The following is a 26,245-nucleotide window of genomic DNA, read 5'->3' as shown; positions in this document are numbered from 1 at the left end:
TCCAGTAGGGCCAGAACGGTGATTTTATCCGACTCTGGCCAGTGGGTCACTTTGTTGCGTTTCGAGTGGGAATGGGGCCTGAGAACAAACTCTCTGTATCGCAACCCATCTCTCTTTTTTTGCTTTTTGCTTGTGCCCATTTATGCTCAATTGGGTTAAGATCTGGCGAATATGTAGGCAAATACTCCACCATATACCCTGCATCGATGATGACTTGTTGAATATTATGTTTTTTGTGAAAAGTGGCATTGTCCATCATGATTACACTGTTTTTAGGGAGTACTGGGATAAGGACTTGTGTGACCCAGGCATAGAAAACATCGCTGTTAATATTGATATCAAATAATCCGATAGCAAACAGCGTTGTGCCTAATAAAGCGCCGATAACATTTGTTCTTCCCCTAGCTCCCCAGTTCTTCAGGCCAAAACACCGTTGACCTTTTGGGGAATAGCCGTGAGTCCGTGGGGCATCGTGTGAAAAACCACTTTCATCAATAAAAACAATAGGTTTACCTTCTTTTTCATACTGTTGTTTTTTTTGTTGAAATCCCTGCCGGGCGTTTTCGTCGGCTTTCGGATGACGTAGAGTTTTTTTTATAGGTCAATCCCAGCTTTTTAAGCGCTTGCCAAATGGCCTTCTGACAAACGCCAAAACGCTCTGCACGTTCTTTTTGGTAAGCATCTGGATATTGTTCAACATCTTTTATCAACTCGGATTTATCGATCTTTCGCTGACGCGTGGTCGATGCTTTTGACTCTATTTGATTAATCCAACGCGATACAGAGGCAGGGCCAATCCGAAATTGCTTCGCTGTTTCTCGGATACTCAACCCTTCGTTTTTCCGTGTAGATATCACTTTACGTCTAAAATCAATTGAATAGCTCATTTAAATAATGTAATCAAAATTAAGTCGTTTAGCTATAATACGGATGCCCGAGATTATTTTATTTTCTTGTTTTTGTTCAGGCGATAAAGGTCTTTTTCGAGTTCCTTTTTTTGGGATTTGTGTATTAGGATGCTGTTTATCTATACCTTGAAAACCGGTATCTGCCCAGATGGTTACCTCAGGAGGAATATGGCGAATTATATCGACTTTATCGAGTAAGCGTTTATCGTGACGGCGCCCATTTTTGCTCATGGGGATAAATCCAATTTGCCTTGTTTCGTCAGTCATAATAAGCCCTTTTCGAGTGGTCTGTCTTTTCTTTCCCGAATACATTTTTTTTCGCCGACGCAGATTCTTAGGCTTTTGGACAGGTCGCTCTGTCCCATCAATAAAGACGTCTTTAACTCCAGGAAAGGCGCGAAAAAATTCCTCAGCAGAGCGAATTTGACGAGCGGGCAAAACACATTCTCGCCCCAAGGTCATCTCTAAAACCGGCAATAATATTTTTACCCAGCGACATACCCGTGTTCTATCTAAACCAAAAAGAAGTCCTTGCAAATCATAGGTCGGATAACATTTTAAATACAATAAAATAGGCTTTGTTGAATAAATCGAACTTTCAGGGGATCGCCGGATCAAAGCACTATCATCGCTTCCGATAGCAGCTCCCCATGGCAAAGCAAAAGTTTAAAATCACCAACTGGCCCACCTACAACAAAGCACTCAGACAACGCGGCTCCCTGACGGTCTGGCTTGATGAGTCCGCCATCGCTGCATGGACTGACAGTGCTTCGCCTGAAGGTCGTGGTCGGCAGCTTTACTACACCGATATGGCTGTTACCACGGTTTTGATGATAAAGCGCGTGTTTAACCTGTCGCTCCGGGCATTACAGGGCTTTGTCGACTCGGTTTTTACACTGATGAGCCTGCCACTGCGCTGCCCGGACTACTCTCTGGTCAGTCGGCGGGCAAAAACCGTCAGTATCAGCATAAAAACGCCAACGCGTGGTGAAATCTCGCATCTGGTCATCGACAGTACCGGTCTGAAGGTCTTTGGCGAAGGTGAATGGAAAGTCAGGCAGCATGGGGCTGACAGACGAAGAGTGTGGCGCAAGCTTCATCTGGCAGCAGACAGTGCGACGCATGAGATTATCTGTGCCGACTTATCGCTCAGCGGAACGACAGATGCGCAGGCACTGCCGGGCCTGATTAACCAAACCCACCGAAAAATCAGGGAAGTGTCAGCAGACGGTGCTTATGACGCCCGTTACTGCCACGATGCGTTGCTAAGAAAGAAAATCAGGCCCCTTATCCCGCCGCGAAGCGGAGCCAAATACTGGCCGGACAAGTACCATGAACGTAACCATGCGGTGGCGAATCAGCGTCTGAGCGGGAGTAATGATATGTGGAAAAAGAAAAAGCGTGTTGCTTAATAGTGAAATAAGGGTGTTTCGGTGATTGAAGTAAATTTTACGCTGTTCTGAGATGGAAATTCCAAAGACCGGCGCTAAGGAGTAAGAAGGTATCATCAATAAAGGGTCTACGATTCCGGAGTCTGTAAAGAATTTTGTGTAAATGGCTCCATTGCTTAACCGGAGATTCGTTCTCCATACATCAACATGAATTGGCTCATAGCAGGTTTCCAGTCTCTGATTGGCAAGGTCCATTTAGCAGAGATATTATGCAAGGCTAGATAGAGTAATTTTATCACCGAGTCATCCGTTGGAAATATTCGTCGCGTTTTCGTTATCTTGCGCAATGAAGCATTTAACGACTCTATCGCGTTGGTGGTGTAGATAACCTTGCGGATCTCCGGCGGAAAGTCAAAAATGACGATGAGACGTTCCCAATTATTTCTCCACGACGGGCTGATCGTCGGGAACTTCTCATCCCATTTGGCCGCGAAGGCATCCAGGGCCTCTTCAGCGCCCTCTAGCGTTGCGGAACTATAGATGGTGCGCAGGTCAGCAGCAACGGCCTTACGCTCTTTCCAGCCGACGTAGCGCAGCGAGTTCCGCACCTGATGCACAATGCAGAGCTGTACCCGCGTATGCGGGTAAACAGCTTCAATGGCATCAGGAAAGCCTTTCAGGCCATCGCAGCAGGCGACGAAGATGTCCTTTAGCCCACGATTTTTCAGTTCTGTCATCACAGATAACCAGAACTTGGCCCCCTCAGTTTTGGCTATCCATAGCCCCAGCAGCTCTTTTTCGCCCTGGCCGTTGACGCCGAGGGCCAGATAAACAGACTTGTTGGCCACGGCTCCGCCGTCCTGGCTTTTGACAACAATACAGTCAAGGTAAACAATGGGATAAAGCGCATCCAGCGGCCGTTGCTGCCAGCGCTTAACTTCATCCATCACAGCATTGGTCACTTGAGAAATGAAGCCAGCGGAAACATCGACCCCGTAGACTTCTTTAAAGTGTGCCTGAATATCACGGGTTGATAACCCTCTGGAATAGAGAGAAATAATGCGGTCATCGAAGCCGTTAATCTGTTTTTCGTGCTTACCGATCAGTGTCGGCTCGAAGGTACTGTTGCGGTCGCGCGGAATATCGAGCTCGATCTCCCCATTTTGGCTACGTACGCTCTTGGATGTCTTGCCATTGCGGGAGTTGCCTGAATGATTACCTGCCGGGTCATGCTTAGCATACCCAAGGTGCATCTCCATCTCAGCTTCAAGAACCCGTTCCGCCAGTCTTTTAGTCAGCACCTTGAGTAGGCCTGATTCACCCAGCAGATCCTGAGGGGAGTGACAATCTTGAAGCAGTTGGTCAATAAGTTCGTTGCTGATAGGCATTTTGTTATCCTTTGAAGGTTTTTCTCAAAATGCCATTTACACAGATTATTTTACAGTCTCCGATTCCGTAAAATTTGGGTCATGCAACCGAGGCGCTTGATACCCGCGATGGCGTGTTCAACTGTAATACGGATGCCCGATATTATTTTATTTTCTTGTTTTTGTTCAGGCGATAAAGGTCTTTTTCGAGTTCCTTTTTTTGGGATTTGTGTATTAGGATGCTGTTTATCTATACCTTGAAAACCGGTATCTGCCCAGATGGTTACCTCAGGAGGAATATGGCGAATTATATCGACTTTATCGAGTAAGCGTTTATCGTGACCGCGCCCATTTTTGCTCATGGGGATAAATCCAATTTGCCTTGTTTCGTCAGTCATAATAAGCCCTTTTCGAGTGGTCTGTCTTTTCTTTCCCGAATACATTTTTTTTCGCCGACGCAGATTCTTAGGCTTTTGGACAGGTCGCTCTGTCCCATCAATAAAGACGTCTTTAACTCCAGGAAAGGCGCGAAAAAATTCCTCAGCAGAGCGAATTTGACGAGCGGGCAAAACACATTCTCGCCCCAAGGTCATCTCTAAAACCGGCAATAATATTTTTACCCAGCGACATACCCGTGTTCTATCTAAACCAAAAAGAAGTCCTTGCAAATCATAGGTCGGATAACATTTTAAAGGCTTTGTTGAATAATTTAACCGTTTGATTTACATCTTCTTTAGTTAGAATGCATTTACAGAGAATGTATTTTGTTAGAACGACAAATCAAATAGTTAGCACAATAAAAAGCATTCCGAGAGGAAAAATTAGTCGTTGAAATTTTATAATGCTTATATAAATCAGTATCTTAAATTATTCAACAAAGCCCATTTTAAATACAATAAAATAAAAAGCAGTTTATCTAATGGGGTTGGGATAAATCCTTTCTGCCCTGCACCCATCTGCCGCTCGTGATCTTTTCGATTCTTTTTCCGATAAATCAAATAACAAGCTGAAAATTCAGCGGCTAAATTTTTCAATTCTTCGACTGATAATCCAATGATTGCTTTACATAAACGATTATCTCGTAACAACCGCTCTTTGTTGATCATTTCAAACCTTTATTCTCTAAGTTAAACCTCTTTTTATTCTCAATAGCCTGACAAAAAATGCAAGTCTCTATTCAGCAACTAGTTTAAAGTGGGTTATCACCGGCGTTCAGTGGCAGAAACAGCGATGTTCCGCATAAAAACTTTGCTGGGTGGCCATCTGAGCCTGCGTGACTATGAGGCTCAAGTAGGTGAAGCCATAGCGATGGTCAAAGCGCTGAACCGTATGACGTTGTTGGGTATGCCACACAGCGTCAGGATAGGATAACAGGTGTAGCAGAGGGAGTCATCCTGTCGGCTAATTCTGATTTATTCAACAAAGCCTCTCGGAATGCTTTTTATTGTGCTAACTATTTGATTTGTCGTTCTAACAAAATACATTCTCTGTAAATGCATTCTAACTAAAGAAGATGTAAATCAAACGGTTAAATTATTCAACAAAGCCATTCCGAGAGGAAAAATTAGTCGTTGAAATTTTATAATGCTTATATAAATCAGTATCTTAAATTATTCAACAAAGCCCCTTGACGTTCTAAACGAAGGGCTCTTACCCACCGGCTAATCGCTGAAAGACTGACGTTAATGGCTTTCGCGGCTTCCTGGTAGGTATAGCCAAGCGACTTAATTTTGATTACACCATATGGACTGAGAACAAACTCTCTGTATCGCAACCCATCTCTCTTTTTTTGCTTTTTGCTTGTGCCCATTTATGCTCAATTGGGTTAAGATCTGGCGAATATGTAGGCAAATACTCCACCATATACCCTGCATCGATGATGACTTGTTGAATATTATGTTTTTTGTGAAAAGTGGCATTGTCCATCATGATTACACTGTTTTTAGGGAGTACTGGGATAAGGACTTGTGTGACCCAGGCATAGAAAACATCGCTGTTAATATTGATATCAAATAATCCGATAGCAAACAGCGTTGTGCCTAATAAAGCGCCGATAACATTTGTTCTTCCCCTAGCTCCCCAGTTCTTCAGGCCAAAACACCGTTGACCTTTTGGGGAATAGCCGTGAGTCCGTGGTGCATCGTGTGAAAAACCACTTTCATCAATAAAAACAATAGGTTTACCTTCTTTTTCATACTGTTGTTTTTTTTGTTGAAATCCCTGCCGGGCGTTTTCGTCGGCTTTCGGATGACGTAGAGTTTTTTTTATAGGTCAATCCCAGCTTTTTAAGCGCTTGCCAAATGGCCTTCTGACAAACGCCAAAACGCTCTGCACGTTCTTTTTGGTAAGCATCTGGATATTGTTCAACATCTTTTATCAACTCGGATTTATCGATCTTTCGCTGACGCGTGGTCGATGCTTTTGACTCTATTTGATTAATCCAACGCGATACAGAGGCAGGGCCAATCCGAAATTGCTTCGCTGTTTCTCGGATACTCAACCCTTCGTTTTTCCGTGTAGATATCACTTTACGTCTAAAATCAATTGAATAGCTCATTTAAATAATGTAATCAAAATTAAGTCGTTTAGCTATATAGCCAAGCGACATTATTTTGATAACAGCCAGCTATGCTTCTTTGCCGCATATCAGGGCATAGGATGTAATCATTTTTAAGTCGGTTGGCTATACTGCCACGATGCGTTGCTAAGAAAGAAAATCAGGCCCCTTATCCCGCCGCGAAGCGGAGCCAAATACTGGCCGGACAAGTACCATGAACGTAACCATGCGGTGGCGAATCAGCGTCTGAGCGGGAGTAATGATATGTGGAAAAAGAAAGTGGGTTATCACCGGCGTTCAGTGGCAGAAACAGCGATGTTCCGCATAAAAACTTTGCTGGGTGGCCATCTGAGCCTGCGTGACTATGAGGCTCAAGTAGGTGAAGCCATAGCGATGGTCAAAGCGCTGAACCGTATGACGTTGTTGGGTATGCCACACAGCGTCAGGATAGGATAACAGGTGTAGCAGAGGGAGTCATCCTGTCGGCTAATTCTGATTTATTCAACAAAGCCGATCAGATCCGCCAATCTCCTAAAAGTTCGATTTATTCAACAAAGCCCCTGTTGTTGTGAAAAGCCGATTCTTAATAGTTATGCTAAGAAGAAACATACAATATCCAATGATATCATTTAACTGCTTCACTTGATATTAGCGCAATAAGGAAAAATATGACTGTAGTAAATTTAAAGCGGCTGGATAATTGTGTGTTAAATTCCCAGCAGATCTCTGCTAGTAATGGAAAAGGAAATAATAATCCGACAGTATTAGCAAAAAACACACATTCCATTTATAATACACCGTGTGCTAATCCACTTAATAAACATGGAAACACCTTTCAGGGGATCCCTAGAAGTAACGCATCAACGCGGCCCGGTTTTATCAGAAGCCTTGGCGATGAGCAGCGTGGCGTAAATAACGTGGTTAAATATCAAGGTAATCCCATTTACAATCCACTTAATAAACATGGAAACACCTTTCAGGGGATCCCTAGAAGTAACGCATCAACGCGGCCCGGTTTTATCAGAAGCCTTGGCGATGAGCAGCGTGGCGTAAATAACGTGGTTAAATATCAAGGTAATCCCATTTACAATCCACTTAATAAACATGGGAATGCATTTCAAGGGTTTTCTGCCAGCATCAAAATAGAGACTGAGGCAGGGAGAGACGTTTCCAAAAGAAACTCTATCGCTATAGGCCTTGATGATCATATTTTTGAAGAAAAAAAATTATTTTCTGTGACCAGTGAAGCAGAAATGCAAGTTGCACCTGTGAATCTTATTTTTGGTAAATTAATAAAAACGCAAAGCGTTCAGATGAGACTAACGAAAGAAAGCAGTATAGAACAGAGTGTAAGACTCCACCCCCCCCATCCGGAGATGACAAACATAATACAAGAGTCTCCTGAAGTTTTAACACATGCTCAGCATAAAAAATTGCAGCAGATAGCTGTTAAGCCTGATGGATATTGTTTTTTCAGATGTGTGCTGCTAAAAAATACCGGTGATATTGTCTGGGCTAATAATGCTTCTGCTAAGGAGGTAAAGAACCAACTTCTTAAGACATACAAAAAGGAAATCGAAGATAGTATAAAGGAAGCAATATCTGAGCTCCCCCCTTCATTTGAAAATGAAGGTTTGAATACGTACTTTAGCCAAAGTGATTTCCCAAATTGCATAATAAACGACTCTTTTAAACCTGACGGCTGTTGTCTTTGGAGTCCAATTGGATTATGTGCGGAGATCGATTCGTATCTCGACTACGAATCTCTTTCCAATAACGATCATGAGCAGCTAGATATATTCACTGATAGTGTATACAACAGGTTAACAACAAATTTGAAAATAAGCTTTGATCCCAAAGATACAAAACCACACGCTGAAATAAGAAATTATCATTACACGTGGTTTGGCTTTGTTGAATAAATCAAAGTTAGCCAACAGGATGCTCCCACCGGAACACCTGTTACCCAATCCGCACGTTGTCCGGCATACCCAACAGCGTCATACGGTTCAGCGCTTTGACCATAGCCATCGCTTCGCCCACCTGTGCGTCATAGTCACGCAGGCTCAGATGGCCACCCAGCAGAGTTTTGATGCGGAACATCGCCGTTTCTGCCACTAAACGGCGATGATAGCCCACTTTCTTCTTCCACTCGGCTTTGTTGAATAATTTAACCGTTTGATTTACATCTTCTTTAGTTAGAATGCATTTACAGAGAATGTATTTTGTTAGAACGACAAATCAAATAGTTAGCACAATAAAAAGCATTCCGAGAGGAAAAATTAGTCGTTGAAATTTTATAATACTTATATAAATCAGTATCTTAAATTATTCAACAAAGCCCTTCCACTCGTCATTGCTGCCGCTTAGATGCTGATTCGCCACCACATGGTTACGTTCATGGTACTTGTCCGGCCAGTATTGAGCCCCGCTTCGCGGCGGGATAAGGTGCCTGATTTTCTTTCTCAGCAACGCATCGTGGCATTTTCAATGAAAACTAATTTAGACATAACGATTTCTCCATAATTAAACGGATGGGGTTATCAGAGGGCTAACGGGTAAAATTTTGCAGATTGGCGGTCAGATCGGTTACACTTGGCTTAACACAGGAGGATCCGCTATGTGCCAAGTCGCATTTGATACATTGCAGGCGTCAGAAGAGCTTCAAACCGCCGGGCTTACCAGTCAGCAGGCCAAGGCGATCTCGCTTGTCGTACGTAAGTCTCACGAAGTGGCGGATGTCGCTACCAAGGCTGATATTGGCGAAGTGAAGCGCGATATCGCTGACGTTCGCAAGGATATTTACGCTCGCTTCGAGAAGAACGAAGCTCAGATGCAGGCTCGCTTCGAGAAGACCGATGCGAAGATAGCTGATGTCCGTAAGGACATGACTGCTGGTTTCGATAAACTTGGCATGCAGATGGCTATCCCGCTTGGGATAATGGTGAGTCTGTAAAGAATTTCGTGTAAATGGCTCCATCGCTTAACCGGAAATCCGATCTCCATACATCAACATGAATTGGCTCATAGCCGGTTTCCAGTCTCTGATTGGTAGGGTCCATTTAGCCGAGATATTATGCAAGGCTTAGATAGAATAATTTTAGCACCGAGTCATCCGTTGGAAATATTCGTCGCGTTTTCGTTATCTTGCGCAATGAAGCATTTAACGACTCTATCGCGTTGGTGGTGTAGATAACCTTGCGAATCTCCGGCGGAAAATCAAAAATGACGATGAGACGTTGCCAATTATTTCTCCACGATGGGCTGATCGTCGGGAACTGCTCATCCCATTTGTCCGCGAAGGCATCCAGGGCCTCTTCAGCGCCCTCTAGCGTTGCGGAACTATAGATAGTGCGGAGGTCAGCAGCAACGGCTTTACGCTCTTTCCAGCCGACGTAGCGCAGCGAGTTCCGAACCTGATGCACGATGCAGAGCTGTACCCGCGTATGCGGGTAAACAGCTTCAATGGCATCAGGAAAGCCCTTCAGGCCATCGCAGCAGGCGATGAAGATGTCCTGTAGCCCACGATTTTTCAGTTCTGTCATTACAGATAACCAGAACTTGGCCCCCTCGGTTTTGGCTATCCATACCCCCAGCAGCTCTTTTTCGCCCTGACCGTTGATGCCTAGAGCCAAGTAAACAGACTTGTTGGTCACGGCTCCGCCGTCCTTGCTTTTGACCACAATACAGTCAAGGTAAACAATGGGATAAAACGCATCCAGCGGCCGTTGCTGCCAGCGCTTAACGTCATCCATCACGGCATTGGTCACTTGAGAAATGAAGCCAGCGGAAACATCGACCCCGTAAACTTCTTTAAAGTGAGCCTGAATATCACGGGTTGATAGCCCTCTGGAATAGAGAGAAATAATGCGGTCATCGAAGCCGTTAAGCTGCTTTTCGTGCTTACCGATCAGTGTCGGCTCGAAGGTACTGTTGCGGTCGCGCGGAATATCGAGCTCGAGCGCCCCATTTTGGCTACGTACGCTCTTGGATGTCTTGCCATTGCGGGAGTTGCCTGAATTATTACCAGCCGGGTCATGCTTAGCATACCCAAGGTGTATCTCCATCTCAGCTTGAAGAACCCGTTCCGCCAGTCTTTTAGTCAGCTCCTTGAGTAGGCCGGATTCACCCAGAAGCTCCTGAGGGGAGTGGCAATCCTGAAGCAGTTGGTCAATAAGTTCGTTGCTGATAGGCATTTTTTGTCCTCTGAAGGTTTTCCTCAAAATGCCATTTACACAGATCTTTTTACACTCTCATGATGTCGCCGCTGCCGTGAGCATCATTGCTGCCATTCTCAAAATGTGACGGTGCACTATATCCCTTGGGTCAGGCGGAACGTGATTGCACGGTCACCTGTTGACAGGGGGTGATGTCCCTATCTCGAATTAGTCGCTTCTGACAGCACCGTAACGCCCTCTGTAATTCTTAAAGCGTTCGTCTTTAGATGGGCTTTGTTGAATAAATCGAACTTTCAGGGGATCGCCGGATCAAAGCACTATCATCGCTCCCGATAGCAGCTCCCCATGGCAAAGCAAAAGTTTAAAATCACCAACTGGCCCACCTACAACAAAGCACTCAGACAACGCGGCTCCCTGACGGTCTGGCTTGATGAGTCGGCCATCGCTGCATGGACTGACAGTTCTTCGCCTGAAGGTCGTGGTCGGCCGCTTTACTACACCGATATGGCTGTTACCACGGTTTTGATGATAAAGCGCGTGTTTAACCTGTCGCTCCGGGCATTACAGGGCTTTGTCGACTCGGTTTTTACACTGATGAACCTGCCACTGCGCTGCCCGGACTACTCTCTGGTCAGTCGGCGGGCACAAACCGTCAGTATCAGCATAAAAACGCCAACGCGTGGTGAAATCTCGCATCTGGTCATCGACAGTACCGGTCTGAAGGTCTTTGGCGAAGGTGAATGGAAAGTCAGGCAGCATGGGGCTGACAGACGAAGAGTGTGGCGCAAGCTTCATCTGGCAGCAGACAGTGCGACGCATGAGATTATCTGTGCCGACTTATCGCTCAGCGGAACGACAGATGCGCAGGCACTGCCGTGCCTGATTAACCAAACCCACCGAAAAATCAGGGAAGTGTCAGCAGACGGTGCTTATGACGCCCGTTACTGCCACGATGCGTTGCTAAGAAAGAAAATCAGGCCCCTTATCCCGCCGCGAAGCGGAGCCAAATACTGGCCGGACAAGTACCATGAACGTAACCATGCGGTGGCGAATCAGCGTCTGAGCGGGAGTAATGATATGTGGAAAAAGAAAGTGGGTTATCACCGGCGTTCAGTGGCAGAAACAGCGATGTTCCGCATAAAAACTTTGCTGGGTGGCCATCTGAGCCTGCGTGACTATGAGGCTCAAGTAGGTGAAGCCATAGCGATGGTCAAAGCGCTGAACCGTATGACGTTGTTGGGTATGCCACACAGCGTCAGGATAGGATAACAGGTGTAGCAGAGGGAGTCATCCTGTCGGCTAATTCTGATTTATTCAACAAAGCCCATCCTAATACACAAATCCCAAAAAAAGGAACTCGAAAAAGACCTTTATCGCCTGAACAAAAACAAGAAAATAAAATAATCTCGGGCATCCGTATTACAGTTGAACACGCCATCGCGGGTATCAAGCGCCTCGGTTGCATGACCCAAATTTTACGGAATCGTAGACCCTTTATTGATGATACCTTCTTACTCCTTAGCGCCGGTCTTTGGAATTTCCATCTCAGAACAGCGTAAAATTTACTTCAATCACCGAAACATCCTTATTTCACTATTAAGCAACACGCTTATTGCGCCCCGCTTCGCGGCGGGATAAGGGGCCTGATTTTCTTTCTCAGCAAGGCATCGTGGAATTTTCAATGACAACTAATTTAGACATAACCATTTATCCATAATTAAACGGATGTGGTTATCAGAGGGCTAACGGGTAAAATTTTGCAGATTGGCGGTCAGATCGCTTACACTTGGCTTAACACAGGAGGATCCGCTATGGGCCAGGTTGCATTTGATACTCAAGAGTTCGTTGAAACGCTGGAAAACGCCGGGTTGCCGAAAGACCAGGCCAAGGCGATATCTCTTGTTGTGCGAAAATCACACGAGGTAGCAGATCTTGCTACAAAGCGCGATCTCGAGGACGTGCGCAAAGACCTGTCCGCTGATATCGCCGAGGTGAAGCGTGAGATAGCCGATGTCCGTAAGGACTTATCCGCAGAGATAGCCGATGTCCGTAAGGACTTATCCGCAGAGATAGCCGATGTCCGTAAGGATATGACTGCTGGTTTCGATAAAATTAACGATAAATTTGAGAAGCTTGGCATGCAGATGACCATCCGGCTTGGTCTAATGGTCGCCGCTGCCGTGAGCATCATTGCTGCCATTCTCAAAATGTGACGGTGCACTATATCCCTTGGGTCAGGCGGAACGTGATTGCACGGTCACCTGTTGACAGGGGGTGATGTCCCTATCTCGGATTAGTCGCTTCTGACAGCACCGTAATGCCCTATGTAATTCTTAAAGCGTTCGTCTTTAGATGGGTCAATTTCTACTTTGGCATAAACTCTATTGGCTTCCGCTGCGATCCGCTTCTCTTCGGCTAATATCACGCGATTTTCCCATGCCACCCGTTTTTCTTCCCAGTTAATTAACCGTGGGTGAGGCTGTGTCGCTACCGATGTAAAACTGGCCAACCTGCCGATAAACTAGTTGCTGAATAGAGACTTGCATTTTTTGTCAGGCTATTGAGAATAAAAAGAGGTTTAACTTAGAGAATAAAGGTTTGAAATGATCAACAAAGAGCGGTTGTTACGAGATAATCGTTTATGTAAAGCAATCATTGGATTATCAGTCGAAGAATGGCTTTGTTGAATAATTTAAGATACTGATTTATATAAGCATTATAAAATTTCAACGACTAATTTTTCCTCTCGGAATGCTTTTTATTGTGCTAACTATTTGATTTGTCGTTCTAACAAAATACATTCTCTGTAAATGCATTCTAACTAAAGAAGATGTAAATCAAACGGTTAAATTATTCAACAAAGCCTCGAAGAATTGAAAAATTTAGCCGCTGAATTTTCAGCTTGTTATTTGATTTATCGGAAAAAGAATCGAAAAGATCACGAGCGGCAGATGGGTGCAGGGCAGAAAGGATTTATCCCAACCCCATTAGATAAACTGCTTTTTATTTTATTGTATTTAAAATGTTATCCGACCTATGATTTGCAAGGACTTCTTTTTGGTTTAGATAGAACACGGGTATGTCGCTGGGTAAAAATATTATTGCCGGTTTTAGAGATGACCTTGGGGCGAGAATGTGTTTTGCCCGCTCGTCAAATTCGCTCTGCTGAGGAATTTTTTCGCGCCTTTCCTGGAGTTAAAGACGTCTTTATTGATGGGACAGAGCGACCTGTCCAAAAGCCTAAGAATCTGCGTCGGCGAAAAAAAATGTATTCGGGAAAGAAAAGACAGACCACTCGAAAAGGGCTTATTATGACTGACGAAACAAGGCAAATTGGATTTATCCCCATGAGCAAAAATGGGCGCCGTCACGATAAACGCTTACTCGATAAAGTCGATATAATTCGCCATATTCCTCCTGAGGTAACCATCTGGGCAGATACCGGTTTTCAAGGTATAGATAAACAGCATCCTAATACACAAATTCCAAAAAAAGGAACTCGAAAAAGACCTTTATCGCCTGAACAAAAACAAGAAAATAAAATAATCTCGGGCATCCGTATTACAGTTGAACACGCCATCGCGGGTATCAAGCGCCTCGGTTGCATGACCCAAATTTTACGGAATCGTAGACCCTTTATTGATGATACCTTCTTACTCCTTAGCGCCGGTCTTTGGAATTTCCATCTCAGAACAGCGTAAAATTTACTTCAATCACCGAAACACCCTTATTTCACTATTAAGCAACACGCTTGATGTACATCTGACCCATCTAGGGTAAAAATGGCAGTTTTAAGGCACTGCCAATGATGACATTGGAGACCAGAGTGGAGATTCACGTTTTACACCGTCAAGGCATGTCCATCCGCGCCATCGCGCGGCAGCTTTCATGCTCCCGCGAGACCGTTCGACGATATAGCCAACCGACTTAAAAATGATTACATCCTATGCCCTGATATGCGGCAAAGAAGCATAGCTGGCTGTTATCAAAATAATGTCGCTTGGCTATATATCCGTAGTCCACTACCGGTGGCTGACATGCGTTACAAGCCGCGTATGCCTAGAACATGCAAGCTTGACCCGTTCAAGCCGTATGTTCTCGAGCGCGTTGCTGCTGCCAGACCACAGTGGATACCGGCCAGTGTGCTGCTGCGCGAGATAGGCCAACGGGGATATGATGGCGGCTATAGCATGCTTACCGCATTTCTACACCCCATGAAGCAGCCCGTTACTGAGGCGGTCACGCGCTTTGAGACCGAACCCGGCGTACAGATGCAGGTTGATTTCACCATCGTCAGGCAGGGCCATAACCCGTTGCTGGCCTTCGTCGCTACGCTGGGCTGGAGCCGGGCGACTTTCGTCAAGTTCTACAGCAACCAGGAGTCCGCCGCCTGGTGTGACGGCATTGAGTCTGCACTTAAGTTCTTTGGCGGAACTCCGCATCAGTTGCTGTTCGACAACGCCAAGGCCATCATTATTGAGCGTGATGTCTACGGGCCCGGCAAGCATCGCTGGAACCCACAGTTGATGCAACTGGCTGAGAAGTATGCCTTTACGCCTAAAGTTTGCCGTCCCTACCGCGCCAAGACTAAGGGCAAGGTCGAACGCTTCAACCATTACCTCAAGAACAGCTTTGTTGTGCCGCTTGCCGCCACGTTTCGCCAGGCTGGGCTGATACTGGACGTCCCCGCGGCTAATGCACGCATTGGTGAGTGGTTGATCACAGTTGCCAACACCCGTAAACATGGCACCACCGGTATTCCGCCTGAACAACGCATGCCGCGTGAGCGGGCTGCGTTGTTGCCATTGCCGAAGATAACACTGGCATTGCCTCCACCGGTACCGGCGAGTTGCTCGCGCCCCATACCCACAGAGAGTCTCCAGCACCCGTTGGCTACGTATCAGGCGCTACTGGAGGTAGAAGCATGAACCTCCAGCATGATCGTATCGCAGCGCTCTGCGAGCAGCTTAAGCTCGATAGATTACCGGCTGAGTGGCCCGCCGTTGCTCAGACGACGATCGACAGCAACGGCACTCATGCCGACTTCCTTGAAGCTGCTTTACAGCTTCAGCATGATGGGCTGAACGAACGGCGCCGGCAGACTATTTTGCGTTTATCAGGCCTACCGGTGATCAAGACGCTGGAGCAGTTTGATTTCGCCTTTGCGAGTGGCGTACCTCGCAGTCAGATCCAGGAGTTGGCCGGGCTGGCGTTTATCGAGCGTCAGGAGAACCTGGTCTTGCTGGGTCCGTCCGGGGTAGGTAAAACGCACCTGGCGACAGCACTCGGCTACAGAGCCGCGATGGTCGGAATGAGTATTCGGTTCGTCACAGCCGCAGACCTGATGCTACAGCTGCTCGCATCACATCGTCAGGGGGAGTTAAAAAGCTATCTTAATCGCGTTGTGGGTGGCTTTGTTGAATAATTTAACCGTTTGATTTACATCTTCTTTAGTTAGAATGCATTTACAGAGAATGTATTTTGTTAGAACGACAAATCAAATAGTTAGCACAATAAAAAGCATTCCGAGAGGAAAAATTAGTCGTTGAAATTTTATAATGCTTATATAAATCAGTATCTTAAATTATTCAACAAAGCCGTTGTGGGTAAGCCTAAGTTGTTGATCATAGATGAGGTTGGCTACCTTCCCTTCGGTAAAATGGAAGCCAATCTGTTCTTCCAGGTTATCGCTAAACGGTATGAGTCAGGCAGCGTGGTCCTGACCAGCAACCTGCCGTTTACCCAGTGGTCGGGGACATTCGGAGATGATGAAACGCTGACGGCGGCGATGCTGGATCGGCTGCTTCACCATGCGCATATCGCGCAAATCAGCGGTCAAAGCTATCGACTGAAAGATAAGCTGAAAAGCGGTCAGATCCAGAAGAAAACGGCTTTGTTGAATAATTTAAGATACTGATTTATATAAGCATTATAAAATTTCAACGACTAATTTTTCCTCTCGGAATGCTTTTTATTGTGCTAACTATTTGATTTGTCGTTCTAACAAAATACATTCTCTGTAAATGCATTCTAACTAAAGAAGATGTAAATCAAACGGTTAAATTATTCAACAAAGCCGAAGAAAACTAAAGCAGCTACGCTCGAGTAATTCAAAGGGGGTGGGTCAGTTTTACTTTGGCAGAGACTGTAAAATAATCTGTGTAAATGGCATTTTGAGGAAAACCTTCAAAGGATAACAAAATGCCTATCAGCAACGAACTTATTGACCAACTGCTTCAAGATTGTCACTCCCCTCAGGATCTGCTGGGTGAATCAGGCCTACTCAAGGTGCTGACTAAAAGACTGGCGGAACGGGTTCTTCAAGCTGAGATGGAGATGCACCTTGGGTATGCTAAGCATGACCCGGCAGGTAATCATTCAGGCAACTCCCGCAATGGCAAGACATCCAAGAGCGTACGTAGCCAAAATGGGGAGATCGAGCTCGATATAGCCAAGCGACATTATTTTGATAACAGCCAGCTATGCTTCTTTGCCGCATATCAGGGCATAGGATGTAATCATTTTTAAGTCGGTTGGCTATACCATGAACGTAACCATGCGGTGGCGAATCAGCGTCTGAGCGGGAGTAATGATATGTGGAAAAAGAAAGTGGGTTATCACCGGCGTTCAGTGGCAGAAACAGCGATGTTCCGCATAAAAACTTTGCTGGGTGGCCATCTGAGCCTGCGTGACTATGAGGCTCAAGTAGGTGAAGCCATAGCGATGGTCAAAGCGCTGAACCGTATGACGTTGTTGGGTATGCCACACAGCGTCAGGATAGGATAACAGGTGTAGCAGAGGGAGTCATACTGTCGGCTAATTCTGATTTATTCAACAAAGCCGTTTTAAGGCACTGCCAATGATGACATTAAGCGTGTTGCTTAATAGTGAAATAAGGGTGTTTCGGTGATTGAAGGGCTTTGTTGAATAATTTAACCGTTTGATTTACATCTTCTTTAGTTAGAATGCATTTACAGAGAATGTATTTTGTTAGAACGACAAATCAAATAGTTAGCACAATAAAAAGCATTCCGAGAGGAAAAATTAGTCGTTGAAATTTTATAATGCTTATATAAATCAGTATCTTAAATTATTCAACAAAGCCTGATTGAAGTAAATTTTACGCTGTTCTGAGATGGAAATTCCAAAGACCGGCGCTAAGGAGTAAGAAGGTATCATCAATAAAGGGTCTACGATTCCGTAAAATTTGGGTCATGCAACCGAGGCGCTTGATACCCGCGATGGCGTGTTCAACTGTAATACGGATGCCCGAGATTATTTTATTTTCTTGTTTTTGTTCAGGCGATAAGAGACTGTAAAATAATCTGTGTAAATGGCATTTTGAGGAAAACCTTCAAAGGATAACAAAATGCCTATCAGCAACGAACTTATTGACCAACTGCTTCAAGATTGTCACTCCCCTCAGGATCTGCTGGGTGAATCAGGCCTACTCAAGGTGCTGACTAAAAGACTGGCGGAACGGGTTCTTGAAGCTGAGATGGAGATGCACCTTGGGTATGCTAAGCATGACCCGGCTGGTAATCATTCAGGCAACTCACGCAATGGCAAGACATCCAAGAGCGTACGTAGCCAAAATGGGGAGATCGAGCTCGATATTCCGCGCGACCGCAACAGTACCTTCGAGCCGACACTGATCGGTAAGCACGAAAAACAGCTTAACGGCTTCGATGACCGCATTATTTCTCTCTATTCCAGAGGGTTATCAACCCGTGATATTCAGGCACACTTTAAAGAAGTCTACGGGGTCGATGTTTCCGCTGGCTTCATTTCTCAAGTGACCAATGCTGTGATGGATGAAGTTAAGCGCTGGCAGCAACGGCCGCTGGATGCGCTTTATCCCATTGTTTACCTTGACTGTATTGTTGTCAAAAGCCAGGACGGCGGAGCCGTGGCCAACAAGTCTGTTTATCTGGCCCTCGGCGTCAACGGCCAGGGCGAAAAAGAGCTGCTGGGGCTATGGATAGCCAAAACTGAGGGGGCCAAGTTCTGGTTATCTGTGATGACAGAACTGAAAAATCGTGGGCTAAAGGACATCTTCGTCGCCTGCTGCGATGGCCTGAAAGGCTTTCCTGATGCCATTGAAGCTGTTTACCCGCATACGCGGGTACAGCTCTGCATTGTGCATCAGGTGCGGAACTCGCTGCGCTACGTCGGCTGGAAAGAGCGTAAGGCCGTTGCTGCTGACCTGCGCACCATCTATAGTTCCGCAACGCTAGAGGGCGCTGAAGAGGCCCTGGATGCCTTCGCGGCCAAATGGGATGAACAGTTCCCGACGATCAGCCCATCGTGGAGAAATAATTGGGAACGTCTCATCGTCATTTTTGACTTTCCGCCGGAGATCCGCAAGGTTATCTACACCACCAACGCGATAGAGTCGTTAAATGCTTCATTGCGCAAGATAACGAAAACGCGACGAATATTTCCAACGGATGACTCGGTGATAAAATTACTCTATCTAGCCTTGCATAATATCTCTGCTAAATGGACCTTGCCAATCAGAGACTGGAAACCTGCTATGAGCCAATTCATGTTGATGTATGGAGAACGAATCTCCGGTTAAGCAATGGAGCCATTTACACAAAATTCTTTACAGACTCGGCGATAAAGGTCTTTTTCGAGTTCCTTTTTTTGGGATTTGTGTATTAGGATGCTGTTTATCTATACCTTGAAAACCGGTATCTGCCCAGATGGTTACCTCAGGAGGAATATGGCGAATTATATCGACTTTATCGAGTAAGCGTTTATCGTGACGGCGCCCATTTTTGCTCATGGGGATAAATCCAATTTGCCTTGTTTCGTCAGTCATAATAAGCCCTTTTCGAGTGGTCTGTCTTTTCTTTCCCGAATACATTTTTTTTCGCCGACGCAGATTCTTAGGCTTTTGGACAGGTCGCTCTGTCCCATCAATAAAGACGTCTTTAACTCCAGGAAAGGCGCGAAAAAATTCCTCAGCAGAGCGAATTTGACGAGCGGGCAAAACACATTCTCGCCCCAAGGTCATCTCTAAAACCGGCAATAATATTTTTACCCAGCGACATACCCGTGTTCTATCTAAACCAAAAAGAAGTCCTTGCAAATCATAGGTCGGATAACATTTTAAATACAATAAAATAAAAAGCAGTTTATCTAATGGGGTTGGGATAAATCCTTTCTGCCCTGCACCCATCTGCCGCTCGTGATCTTTGGCTTTGTTGAATAATTTAACATGCTGATTTACATAATTATTATAACACTTCAACAACTAAGTTTTCCAGCCGTAATGCTTTTTATTGTGCTAACTACTTGATTTGTCGTTCTAACAAAATACAGTCTCTGTACATGCATTCTACCTAAAGAAGATGTAAATCAAACGGTTAAATTATTCAACAAAGCCGTGATCTTTTCGATTCTTTTTCCGATAAATCAAATAACAAGCTGAAAATTCAGCGGCTAAATTTTTCAATTCTTCGACTGATAATCCAATGATTGCTTTACATAAACGATTATCTCGTAACAACCGCTCTTTGTTGATCATTTCAAACCTTTATTCTCTAAGTTAAACCTCTTTTTATTCTCAATAGCCTGACAAAAAATGCAAGTCTCTATTCAGCAACTAGTTTAGTGGATACCGGCCAGTGTGCTGCTGCGCGAGATAGGCCAACGGAGATATGATGGCGGCTATAGCATGCTTACCGCATTTCTACACCCCATGAAGCAGCCCGTTACTGAGGCGGTCACGCGCTTTGAGACCGAACCCGGCGTACAGATGCAGGTTGATTTCACCATCTTCAGGCAGGGCCATAACCCGTTGCTGGCCTTCGTCGCTACGCTGGGCTGGAGTCGGGCGACTTTCGTCAAGTTCTACAGCAACCAGGAGTCCGCAGCCTGGTGTGACGGCATTGAGTCTGCACTTAAGTTCTTTGGCGGAACTCCGCATCAGTTGCTGTTCGACAACGCCAAGGCCATCATTATTGAGCGTGATGTCTACGGGCCCGGCAAGCATCGCTGGAACCCACAGTTGATGCAACTGGCTGAGAAGTATGCCTTTACGCCTAAAGTTTGCCGTCCCTACCGCGCCAAGACTAAGGGCAAGGTCGAACGCTTCAACCATTACCTCAAGAACAGCTTTGTTGTGCCGCTTGCCGCCACGTTTCGCCAGGCTGGGCTGATACTGGACGTCCCCGCGGCTAATGCACGCATTGGTGAGTGGTTGATCACAGTTGCCAACACCCGTAAACATGGCACCACCGGTATTCCGCCTGAACAACGCATGCCGCGTGAGCGGGCTGCGTTGTTGCCATTGCCGAAGATAACACTGGCATTGCCTCCACCGGTACCGGCGAGTTGCTCGCGCCCCATACCCACAGAGAGTCTCCAGCACCCGTTGGCTACGTATCAGGCGCTACTGGAGGTAGAAGCATGAACCTCCAGCATGATCGTATCGCAGCGCTCTGCGAGCAGCTTAAGCTCGATAGATTACCGGCTGAGTGGCCCGCCGTTGCTCAGACGACGATCGACAGCAACGGCACTCATGCCGACTTCCTTGAAGCTGCTTTACAGCTTCAGCATGATGGGCTGAACGAACGGCGCCGGCAGACTATTTTGCGTTTATCAGGCCTACCGGTGATCAAGACGCTGGAGCAGTTTGATTTCGCCTTTGCGAGTGGCGTACCTCGCAGTCAGATCCAGGAGTTGGCCGGGCTGGCGTTTATCGAGCGTCAGGAGAACCTGGTCTTGCTGGGTCCGTCCGGGGTAGGTAAAACGCACCTGGCGACAGGCTTTGTTGAATAATTTAAGATACTGATTTATATAAGCATTATAAAATTTCAACGACTAATTTTTCCTCTCGGAATGCTTTTTATTGTGCTAACTATTTGATTTGTCGTTCTAACAAAATACATTCTCTGTAAATGCATTCTAACTAAAGAAGATGTAAATCAAACGGTTAAATTATTCAACAAAGCCCTGGCGACAGCACTCGGCTACAGAGCCGCGATGGCCGGAATGAGTATTCGGTTCGTCACAGCCGCAGATCTGATGCTACAGCTGCTCGCATCACATCGTCAGGGGGAGTTAAAAAACTATCTTAATCGCGTTGTGGGTAAGCCTAAGTTGTTGATCATAGATGAGGTTGGCTACCTTCCCTTCGGTAAAATGGAAGCCAATCTGTTCTTCCAGGTTATCGCTAAACGGTATGAGTCAGGCAGCGTGGTCCTGACCAGCAACCTGCCGTTTACCCAGTGGTCGGGGACATTCGGAGATGATGAAACGCTGACGGCGGCGATGCTGGATCGGCTGCTTCACCATGCGCATATCGCGCAAATCAGCGGTCAAAGCTATCGACTGAAAGATAAGCTGAAAAGCGGTCAGATCCAGAAGAAAACTAAAGCAGCTACGCTCGAGTAATTCAAAGGGGGTGGGTCAGTTTTACTTTGGCAGGGTGGGTCAGAATTCAATCGGTATTGACACATAAGGACGTTGGTATTCGGAATTGAGCGACTCCACCCAGGTACCAGACAGGCCATCGACATAGGTCACACGCGGCCGCAAATACTCCCGATGGCTAAAAAACGCGTTGGCAATGCCGCGCGTAGATTGGATGCCGAGAATAAACACCGCTTCTGCTTCAGCAAGTTGCTGACTGATGCGCGCGAACGCCTCCATTTGCGCCAAACTATAGACGTCCTGAATGGCATCAACCTCCAGAAGCAGAGAGGGGCTGAGACGATCCGAGAGGGTACGTTGCTGTTGCCAGGCATCCAGCCGGTCGGTAACACCCCAGGGGCGGTAAGGGGCCAGCGCATCGGCGCGCAGACTCGCTTTGACATCTTCCAAATTGCGGTAGCCCAGCTTGCGCAGATAGCGTCCCACGGTAATTCCCGTCGTGCCGGTATAACCGGCGATGCTATCCGCCGATTCAAACGGTATCTGTGCCAGATTATTCAGCAACCAGCCGGCAATGCGCTTACCGCTAGGCGTCTGCTGACTGAACGACGCTTCGATACGTGCGATAAGATCAATGCGCACATTGGAGTCAGGGTTAGCGGGATAGGCGTCATCTTGCTGCATGTTAGTGCCCTGTCATTCGCAGTCATAATGTTATGCGATTAGCACTGCAGTATCTGTGCCAAAAAAAATAACTGGTTGATATTTAAAAAGAAGATGATATTGAGGGATTTTTAAGAACGGTGCAGTGCGCCATCATGGCGCACTGCACGCAGGCAAATGCATAAAAATAGCGCCAGGTAACAAGTGATAAATCGTTAAATTACATAACGTTAGATAAGTGTTTCCTATCGCTGCCAACTACTCACTGCGTTGAATCTGCGCGGCAATGTATTGTGCAACCTGCTGCCAACCTTGTGCCAGCGTTGTCACTAACGCGTCATAGCCATCGTCTTTGAGCGGCAATACCAGATTAAACGGCTGACGCAACAGTCGATCGCCGCGCTGCAAGGTCCACTCCCCTTGCACCACCGCTTTTCCATCGTAGCGGCCGTGGAAGGCTTTCACGGTAACAGCCAGCTCTGAAGGAGCCGCCCCTAAGGGCTGCGAACTTACCGTCCAGCCCGGCAAACCCGCATTCAGGCTACTTTGCAGCGTCTGTTGCAGCTGTTGCTCCAACGGGCTGGCCCACAGGTTATTGCTGGCAATGACATAACGCACATCATTGGTCTGATAAACCAGGCCCGAGGTACTGAGATAATCCGCCAGTGAAACGTGGGAGAGCCACAGCGTGCGAGCTGCAGTCAGATCCGTTTTTCCTGCTGCCGCTACGGAAGGCTGCGGCAGTTGATAATAGGTTTTTGGCACCGTACTGCTGCATGCACTTAACAACAACGCCATTGCCACCAGCCATCCTTTACTCATGGTTTCGCCCTCTTCGGTTGCGGATCTTCACTATCGGGTGCCTGGAAGATCAGTGCATTGCTTTTGTCATTCAGCGTACGCAAGACAGGCTGCAATTCTCTTAACACTTGATCAAGGCGCTGCATGTTCGCCACCAATCGGTTATAGGCGGGCGAGCCCGGCTGCATACCTTGCATACTGCGGTTCAGCTCTTGCAGCGTTTGCTGCATGTCCTGCGGCAGTGCCTGCATCGCTTTGCTGGACGTTATCTGGTTTAACGAGGTGAGCGTTTTTTTCAGCTCACGCAGCGTTGACTGACTTTCTGCCAGCGTCTTGGTCGCTTCGCTCACCATTGGCGTTAACGGCAGGTCGTTGACCTTATCCAGTACCGCCATCAGTTTTTGCTGGATTTGCGACAGACCGCCGCCCATCGTCGGCAGCACCGGATATCCATCCACCACGCGCAACGGTCCGGTATTGTTACCACGCGCTTTCGGGTAAAAATCGAGATCGATAAACAAGGCACCGGTCAGCAGATTGGCCGTTTTCAATGAGGCACGCAGCCCCATGGCCTGTGCGTCTGCGAGCTGTTTCTGGTAATCAAATTGCTTGCCGATGATCTTTTCAAAACGCGCAGGTTCAACGCGGATCAGCACCGGAATGCGATATTCTATGTCCATATCCTGCTTGAAGTTGGTCGTTACCAACGGCGCTTGTGCCACCGTCCCCAGACGAATGCCACGGAATTCCACCGGTGCGCCCACCTGCAACCCACGGATGGATTCATCAAAGAACATCACGTATTCCTTGTACTCGGTGTACAGCGAATCCTGAATGCTGCGCTCATTATCAAACAGCTGATACTGCGAGCGATCCTGAACGCGCTCGCCCAGATCCCAACCCGCCGGCACGTCAAAACTGACGCCGCCGCTGAACAAAGTGGTCAGCGAGCCCATTTCCAACCGCATTCCCTGCGCTGACATATCCAGCGTAACGCCGCTGTCTTTCCAGAAACGGACATTGCTGGTCACCAGACTGTCGTAAGGGGCGGTAATAAACAGTTGATAGCGCATTTGGCGCGCCTTGGTATCGAACTCGCTGGTTTCAACTGAACCGACGCGATAACCACGAAACAGCACCGGATCGCCTGCGTTCAGTTGGCCCGAACGCTCGCTGTCGAGCAAAATACGGATCCCTTTGGCGTTCGGCGGTGCCAGCGGCGGTGAATCCAGCAAGGCAAATTCACTGCGTGCTTCACCGCTCACTCCCGGCTGAAGTTCAATGAACGCCCCGGACAACAGCGTGCCTAATCCGGAGACCCCTTCGCGGCCAATCTGCGGTTTCACCACCCAGAACACAGAATCATGGCGCAGTAACTTGCCCATACCAGAGTGCAAACGAGCCACAATTTCCACCTGGCGCAGGTCTTCACTCAGTACCACGCTCTCCACCACACCGACATCCACACTGCGGCTTTTGATGGTGGTTTTACCGGCCACAATCCCTTCGGCACTTTGCGTCGTTAGCGTGATCTGCGGCCCCAGATGGCTGAAATGGTAAAATAAAATCCAGGCTCCAATCAGCACCGTCACAATGGGCACAATCCACACGGGCGACCAGCGTTTAATCGCTTCTACGTTCGCGACAGAGTAATTATTTTTCGCCAATGGCTGATCCCTCTTGATCATTATCACGCTGGCGATCCCACAACAAACGGGGATCAAACGTCATGGCGGCAAACATGGTCAAAATGACCACCAACGCGAACAACACCGCGCCGATTGCCGGATAAACACTCATTAACTGGCCGATGCGCACCATGGCAGACAGTACCGCAGTGACAAATACATCGATCATTGACCAGCGACCGACAAATTCCACCATTTCATACACCACGTGCAGACGCTCATTGTCCTGACGTCCGTTACCCGCCGCACTCCAGCACAACCACGCCAGCGCCAGCATTTTCAGCGACGGCACCATAATGCTGGCAACAAAGATGACCAGCGCCACCGGATAAGACCCCATCCCCCACAGCAGAATAACCCCCGACATAATGGTGGACGTTTCGCTACTCCCCAACGCCTCGGTTATCATGATAGGCAGCAGGTTAGACGGAATATAGAGCAATACCGAGGTCAACAGCAGCGCCAGCGTCCATTGCAGGCTGTTTTTACGTCGTGCATGGCCGTGGCGATGACACCGTGGGCATTCCCACCGATCGGCGGGCAATATTGCCGTACAGCAGGTGCAAGACCGCAATCCTTGCGCCAAACCCGATCGCCCAGCCTCCGGTGCAAAGAACAGTTGCGGCGCAGGGGCCACATCATTCCACACGCTGCGCCGATCCAGACTTTGATAAGCCAGCAGTTGCAGCAGACAAAACAATACGTAGGGAACAAAACCGGTACCGACGCCAATGTCACCATAAGACATCAGCTTCACGAAACTCACCAGCACGCCAGCAAGAAAGATTTCGGCCATTCCCCAGCTTTTTAACCAGAAGAGCCAGGTACCCATCAGACGTTTGATCCGTGATGGCATTGCGGAGTGCATCGACAGCAGGATAACCATCACCATGGAGAACGCCGGGATCACCTGAACAAATAACATAAACAGGAAGGCGACGCTGGCGTAATTATCGGACACCATCACCTGCGGGATATCAAACAAGCATATCTCACTGGTGATGCCCGCTACGCGCATATAAACAAACGGAAAGGCGTTCGCGAAGACCAGCATCAGCAGGGCACTGAAGGCAAAACCGATCGAGCGCTGACGCGCCTGATTCTGACGGTTGGCCAACGTGGTTTTGCAGCGCGGACACACCGCCCTCTGCCCATGCATCAGGGAGGGTAATTCCACCAGCAAATCGCACTGAGGGCACAACATGTAGTCGTCATGCCTTGCGTTATGATTGCACACGATCTGCCTCCTTTATCCTTCGCCGCGCGGCACCCCTGTCAGGGGCGCCGCCGCCGTTACCTGTAGAAGG

At 47.2% G+C, this 26,245-nt stretch carries 24 protein-coding genes and 15 pseudogenes; 18 read left to right on the top strand and 21 right to left on the bottom strand.

Annotated features, from left to right (window positions below):
* Nucleotides 1-46: 46 nt before the first annotated feature.
* Genes ACQGXV_RS27870 through ACQGXV_RS27860 form a run of 3 tightly spaced genes read right to left on the bottom strand, consistent with a single transcriptional unit; the run spans nt 47 to nt 1,475 of the window.
* Complete coding sequence (locus ACQGXV_RS27870; RefSeq protein ID WP_440867644.1) at nt 47-598, bottom strand: IS630 family transposase; 552 nt, start codon at nt 596-598, stop codon at nt 47-49.
* Complete coding sequence (locus ACQGXV_RS27865) at nt 522-887, bottom strand: IS630 transposase-related protein (RefSeq protein ID WP_440862584.1); 366 nt, start codon at nt 885-887, stop codon at nt 522-524. The genes ACQGXV_RS27870 and ACQGXV_RS27865 overlap by 77 nt, the downstream gene beginning before the upstream one ends.
* Nucleotides 888-1,475 carry a transposase family protein gene (locus ACQGXV_RS27860; RefSeq protein ID WP_440863825.1) on the bottom strand — a complete coding sequence of 196 codons (588 nt, stop codon included), beginning with the start codon at nt 1,473-1,475 and terminating at the stop codon, nt 888-890.
* 83 nt (nt 1,476-1,558) lie between these two features.
* Between ACQGXV_RS27860 and ACQGXV_RS27855 the strand changes: the two are divergent.
* Nucleotides 1,559-2,305 (top strand): annotated as a pseudogene (locus tag ACQGXV_RS27855) (IS5 family transposase); the annotation flags it as partial.
* Nucleotides 2,306-2,357: 52 nt separating this feature from the next.
* On the opposite strand, the gene ACQGXV_RS27850 reads toward ACQGXV_RS27855, so the two are convergent.
* From ACQGXV_RS27850 to ACQGXV_RS27835, 4 genes are all read right to left on the bottom strand, one after another.
* Nucleotides 2,358-2,498, bottom strand: coding sequence for a hypothetical protein (locus ACQGXV_RS27850; protein ID WP_440863824.1), 141 nt, complete (start codon nt 2,496-2,498; stop codon nt 2,358-2,360).
* On the bottom strand, nt 2,476-3,687 hold the full coding sequence (locus ACQGXV_RS27845; protein ID WP_440863823.1) for an IS256 family transposase: 1,212 nt from the start codon (nt 3,685-3,687) through the stop codon (nt 2,476-2,478). The genes ACQGXV_RS27850 and ACQGXV_RS27845 overlap by 23 nt, the downstream gene beginning before the upstream one ends.
* Before the next feature lie 50 nt (nt 3,688-3,737).
* The gene (locus ACQGXV_RS27840; RefSeq protein WP_440863822.1) at nt 3,738-4,334 is read right to left on the bottom strand and encodes a transposase family protein; all 597 of its coding nucleotides are present in this window, start codon (nt 4,332-4,334) and stop codon (nt 3,738-3,740) included.
* A gap of 186 nt (nt 4,335-4,520) precedes the next feature.
* A complete protein-coding gene (locus ACQGXV_RS27835; protein ID WP_440863665.1) occupies nt 4,521-4,772 on the bottom strand; it encodes a hypothetical protein in 252 nt (83 codons plus the stop codon).
* An 85-nt stretch (nt 4,773-4,857) separates the two neighbouring features.
* Here ACQGXV_RS27835 and ACQGXV_RS27830 point away from each other — a divergent pair.
* Nucleotides 4,858-5,037: pseudogene (locus ACQGXV_RS27830) on the top strand (IS5/IS1182 family transposase); the annotation flags it as partial.
* Nucleotides 5,038-5,263: 226 nt separating this feature from the next.
* Here ACQGXV_RS27830 and ACQGXV_RS27825 read toward each other — a convergent pair.
* From ACQGXV_RS27825 to ACQGXV_RS27815, 3 genes are read right to left on the bottom strand one after another with little or no spacing between them, the layout of a single operon-like run.
* Nucleotides 5,264-5,476 (bottom strand): helix-turn-helix domain-containing protein, encoded by a 213-nt coding sequence (locus ACQGXV_RS27825; protein ID WP_440863821.1) that lies wholly within the window; start codon nt 5,474-5,476, stop codon nt 5,264-5,266.
* Nucleotides 5,401-5,934: an IS630 family transposase gene (locus ACQGXV_RS27820; RefSeq protein WP_440862665.1), complete on the bottom strand. Its 534-nt coding sequence runs from the start codon at nt 5,932-5,934 to the stop codon at nt 5,401-5,403. Before ACQGXV_RS27820 ends, ACQGXV_RS27825 begins: the two co-directional genes overlap by 76 nt.
* Nucleotides 5,858-6,223 (bottom strand): IS630 transposase-related protein, encoded by a 366-nt coding sequence (locus ACQGXV_RS27815; RefSeq protein ID WP_440862584.1) that lies wholly within the window; start codon nt 6,221-6,223, stop codon nt 5,858-5,860. Before ACQGXV_RS27815 ends, ACQGXV_RS27820 begins: the two co-directional genes overlap by 77 nt.
* 129 nt (nt 6,224-6,352) lie before the next feature.
* On the opposite strand from ACQGXV_RS27815, the pseudogene ACQGXV_RS27810 reads away from it, so the two are divergent.
* Both ACQGXV_RS27810 and ACQGXV_RS27805 read left to right on the top strand, forming a co-directional pair.
* Nucleotides 6,353-6,679, top strand: a pseudogene (locus ACQGXV_RS27810) (transposase); the annotation flags it as partial.
* Nucleotides 6,680-6,891: 212 nt separating this feature from the next.
* Nucleotides 6,892-8,145 carry a hypothetical protein gene (locus tag ACQGXV_RS27805; protein WP_440863820.1) on the top strand — a complete coding sequence of 418 codons (1,254 nt, stop codon included), beginning with the start codon at nt 6,892-6,894 and terminating at the stop codon, nt 8,143-8,145.
* A 40-nt stretch (nt 8,146-8,185) separates the two neighbouring features.
* Here the strand turns inward: ACQGXV_RS27805 and ACQGXV_RS27800 are convergent.
* Both ACQGXV_RS27800 and ACQGXV_RS27795 read right to left on the bottom strand, forming a co-directional pair.
* Nucleotides 8,186-8,377 (bottom strand): annotated as a pseudogene (locus ACQGXV_RS27800) (IS5/IS1182 family transposase); the annotation flags it as partial.
* A gap of 198 nt (nt 8,378-8,575) precedes the next feature.
* Nucleotides 8,576-8,707: pseudogene (locus ACQGXV_RS27795) on the bottom strand (IS5/IS1182 family transposase); the annotation flags it as partial.
* Nucleotides 8,708-8,843: 136 nt separating this feature from the next.
* On the opposite strand from ACQGXV_RS27795, the gene ACQGXV_RS27790 reads away from it, so the two are divergent.
* Nucleotides 8,844-9,179 carry a DUF1640 domain-containing protein gene (locus ACQGXV_RS27790; RefSeq protein ID WP_440863819.1) on the top strand — a complete coding sequence of 112 codons (336 nt, stop codon included), beginning with the start codon at nt 8,844-8,846 and terminating at the stop codon, nt 9,177-9,179.
* Between the two features lie 27 nt (nt 9,180-9,206).
* On the opposite strand, the pseudogene ACQGXV_RS27785 reads toward ACQGXV_RS27790, so the two are convergent.
* Nucleotides 9,207-10,419, bottom strand: a pseudogene (locus ACQGXV_RS27785) (IS256 family transposase).
* Between the two features lie 327 nt (nt 10,420-10,746).
* Here ACQGXV_RS27785 and ACQGXV_RS27780 point away from each other — a divergent pair.
* The 3 genes from ACQGXV_RS27780 (at nt 10,747) to ACQGXV_RS27770 (ending at nt 12,614) form a co-directional block, all read left to right on the top strand.
* A complete protein-coding gene (locus ACQGXV_RS27780) occupies nt 10,747-11,670 on the top strand; it encodes an IS5 family transposase (RefSeq protein ID WP_440863818.1) in 924 nt (307 codons plus the stop codon).
* Complete coding sequence (locus ACQGXV_RS27775) at nt 11,667-11,960, top strand: transposase family protein (protein ID WP_440867643.1); 294 nt, start codon at nt 11,667-11,669, stop codon at nt 11,958-11,960. The genes ACQGXV_RS27780 and ACQGXV_RS27775 overlap by 4 nt, the downstream gene beginning before the upstream one ends.
* A gap of 252 nt (nt 11,961-12,212) precedes the next feature.
* Nucleotides 12,213-12,614 (top strand): coiled-coil domain-containing protein, encoded by a 402-nt coding sequence (locus tag ACQGXV_RS27770; RefSeq protein WP_440863817.1) that lies wholly within the window; start codon nt 12,213-12,215, stop codon nt 12,612-12,614.
* 80 nt (nt 12,615-12,694) lie between these two features.
* On the opposite strand, the gene ACQGXV_RS27765 is transcribed toward ACQGXV_RS27770, so the two are convergent.
* On the bottom strand, nt 12,695-12,844 hold the full coding sequence (locus ACQGXV_RS27765; protein WP_440863816.1) for a hypothetical protein: 150 nt from the start codon (nt 12,842-12,844) through the stop codon (nt 12,695-12,697).
* A gap of 430 nt (nt 12,845-13,274) precedes the next feature.
* Between ACQGXV_RS27765 and ACQGXV_RS27760 the strand changes: the two genes are divergently transcribed.
* The 6 genes and pseudogenes from ACQGXV_RS27760 to ACQGXV_RS27735 form a co-directional block, all read left to right on the top strand.
* The gene (locus ACQGXV_RS27760) at nt 13,275-14,102 is read left to right on the top strand and encodes a transposase family protein (RefSeq protein ID WP_440863815.1); all 828 of its coding nucleotides are present in this window, start codon (nt 13,275-13,277) and stop codon (nt 14,100-14,102) included.
* A 104-nt stretch (nt 14,103-14,206) separates the two neighbouring features.
* Nucleotides 14,207-15,329: pseudogene (gene istA / locus ACQGXV_RS27755) on the top strand (IS21 family transposase).
* A pseudogene (locus tag ACQGXV_RS27750) lies at nt 15,326-15,814 on the top strand (ATP-binding protein); the annotation flags it as partial. The pseudogenes istA (ACQGXV_RS27755) and ACQGXV_RS27750, both read left to right, overlap by 4 nt.
* A gap of 198 nt (nt 15,815-16,012) precedes the next feature.
* A pseudogene (locus ACQGXV_RS27745) lies at nt 16,013-16,318 on the top strand (ATP-binding protein); the annotation flags it as partial.
* Between the two features lie 284 nt (nt 16,319-16,602).
* A pseudogene (locus ACQGXV_RS27740) lies at nt 16,603-16,848 on the top strand (transposase); the annotation flags it as partial.
* 93 nt (nt 16,849-16,941) lie between these two features.
* Nucleotides 16,942-17,187, top strand: a pseudogene (locus ACQGXV_RS27735) (IS5/IS1182 family transposase); the annotation flags it as partial.
* A gap of 334 nt (nt 17,188-17,521) precedes the next feature.
* Here the strand turns inward: ACQGXV_RS27735 and ACQGXV_RS27730 are convergent.
* A pseudogene (locus tag ACQGXV_RS27730) lies at nt 17,522-17,698 on the bottom strand (hypothetical protein); the annotation flags it as partial.
* 72 nt (nt 17,699-17,770) lie between these two features.
* Here ACQGXV_RS27730 and ACQGXV_RS27725 point away from each other — a divergent pair.
* Nucleotides 17,771-18,982, top strand: coding sequence for an IS256 family transposase (locus ACQGXV_RS27725; protein WP_440862551.1), 1,212 nt, complete (start codon nt 17,771-17,773; stop codon nt 18,980-18,982).
* Between the two features lie 27 nt (nt 18,983-19,009).
* On the opposite strand, the gene ACQGXV_RS27720 is transcribed toward ACQGXV_RS27725, so the two are convergent.
* Complete coding sequence (locus ACQGXV_RS27720) at nt 19,010-19,660, bottom strand: transposase family protein (RefSeq protein ID WP_440863814.1); 651 nt, start codon at nt 19,658-19,660, stop codon at nt 19,010-19,012.
* A 120-nt stretch (nt 19,661-19,780) separates the two neighbouring features.
* The gene (locus tag ACQGXV_RS27715) at nt 19,781-19,936 is read right to left on the bottom strand and encodes a hypothetical protein (RefSeq protein WP_440863813.1); all 156 of its coding nucleotides are present in this window, start codon (nt 19,934-19,936) and stop codon (nt 19,781-19,783) included.
* A gap of 87 nt (nt 19,937-20,023) precedes the next feature.
* Between ACQGXV_RS27715 and istA (ACQGXV_RS27710) the strand changes: the two are divergent.
* The 3 genes and pseudogenes from istA (ACQGXV_RS27710) to ACQGXV_RS27700 form a co-directional block, all read left to right on the top strand.
* Nucleotides 20,024-20,824, top strand: a pseudogene (istA, locus tag ACQGXV_RS27710) (IS21 family transposase); the annotation flags it as partial.
* Nucleotides 20,821-21,192, top strand: coding sequence for an ATP-binding protein (locus ACQGXV_RS27705; RefSeq protein WP_440863812.1), 372 nt, complete (start codon nt 20,821-20,823; stop codon nt 21,190-21,192). The pseudogene istA (ACQGXV_RS27710) and the gene ACQGXV_RS27705, both read left to right, overlap by 4 nt.
* 174 nt (nt 21,193-21,366) lie before the next feature.
* Nucleotides 21,367-21,807, top strand: a pseudogene (locus ACQGXV_RS27700) (ATP-binding protein); the annotation flags it as partial.
* 60 nt (nt 21,808-21,867) lie between these two features.
* On the opposite strand, the pseudogene ACQGXV_RS27695 reads toward ACQGXV_RS27700, so the two are convergent.
* The 4 genes and pseudogenes from ACQGXV_RS27695 to pqiA all read right to left on the bottom strand — a co-directional run.
* A pseudogene (locus ACQGXV_RS27695) lies at nt 21,868-22,470 on the bottom strand (MurR/RpiR family transcriptional regulator); the annotation flags it as partial.
* A gap of 237 nt (nt 22,471-22,707) precedes the next feature.
* Nucleotides 22,708-23,271, bottom strand: a complete 564-nt coding sequence (gene pqiC / locus ACQGXV_RS27690; RefSeq protein ID WP_440863811.1) for a membrane integrity-associated transporter subunit PqiC — start codon at nt 23,269-23,271, stop codon at nt 22,708-22,710.
* Nucleotides 23,268-24,917: an intermembrane transport protein PqiB gene (gene pqiB, locus ACQGXV_RS27685; RefSeq protein ID WP_440863810.1), complete on the bottom strand. Its 1,650-nt coding sequence runs from the start codon at nt 24,915-24,917 to the stop codon at nt 23,268-23,270. Before pqiB ends, pqiC begins: the two co-directional genes overlap by 4 nt.
* A complete protein-coding gene (gene pqiA / locus ACQGXV_RS27680) occupies nt 24,904-26,142 on the bottom strand; it encodes a membrane integrity-associated transporter subunit PqiA (RefSeq protein ID WP_440867642.1) in 1,239 nt (412 codons plus the stop codon). Before pqiA ends, pqiB begins: the two co-directional genes overlap by 14 nt.
* Nucleotides 26,143-26,245: the final 103 nt, after the last annotated feature.

The organism is Symbiopectobacterium purcellii, assembly GCF_052050035.1.
Classification (GTDB): Bacteria; Pseudomonadota; Gammaproteobacteria; order Enterobacterales; family Enterobacteriaceae; genus Symbiopectobacterium; species Symbiopectobacterium purcellii_A.
The sequence above is the reverse complement of the archived record's forward strand: the minus strand, read 5'-3'. Positions and strand labels throughout refer to the sequence as shown.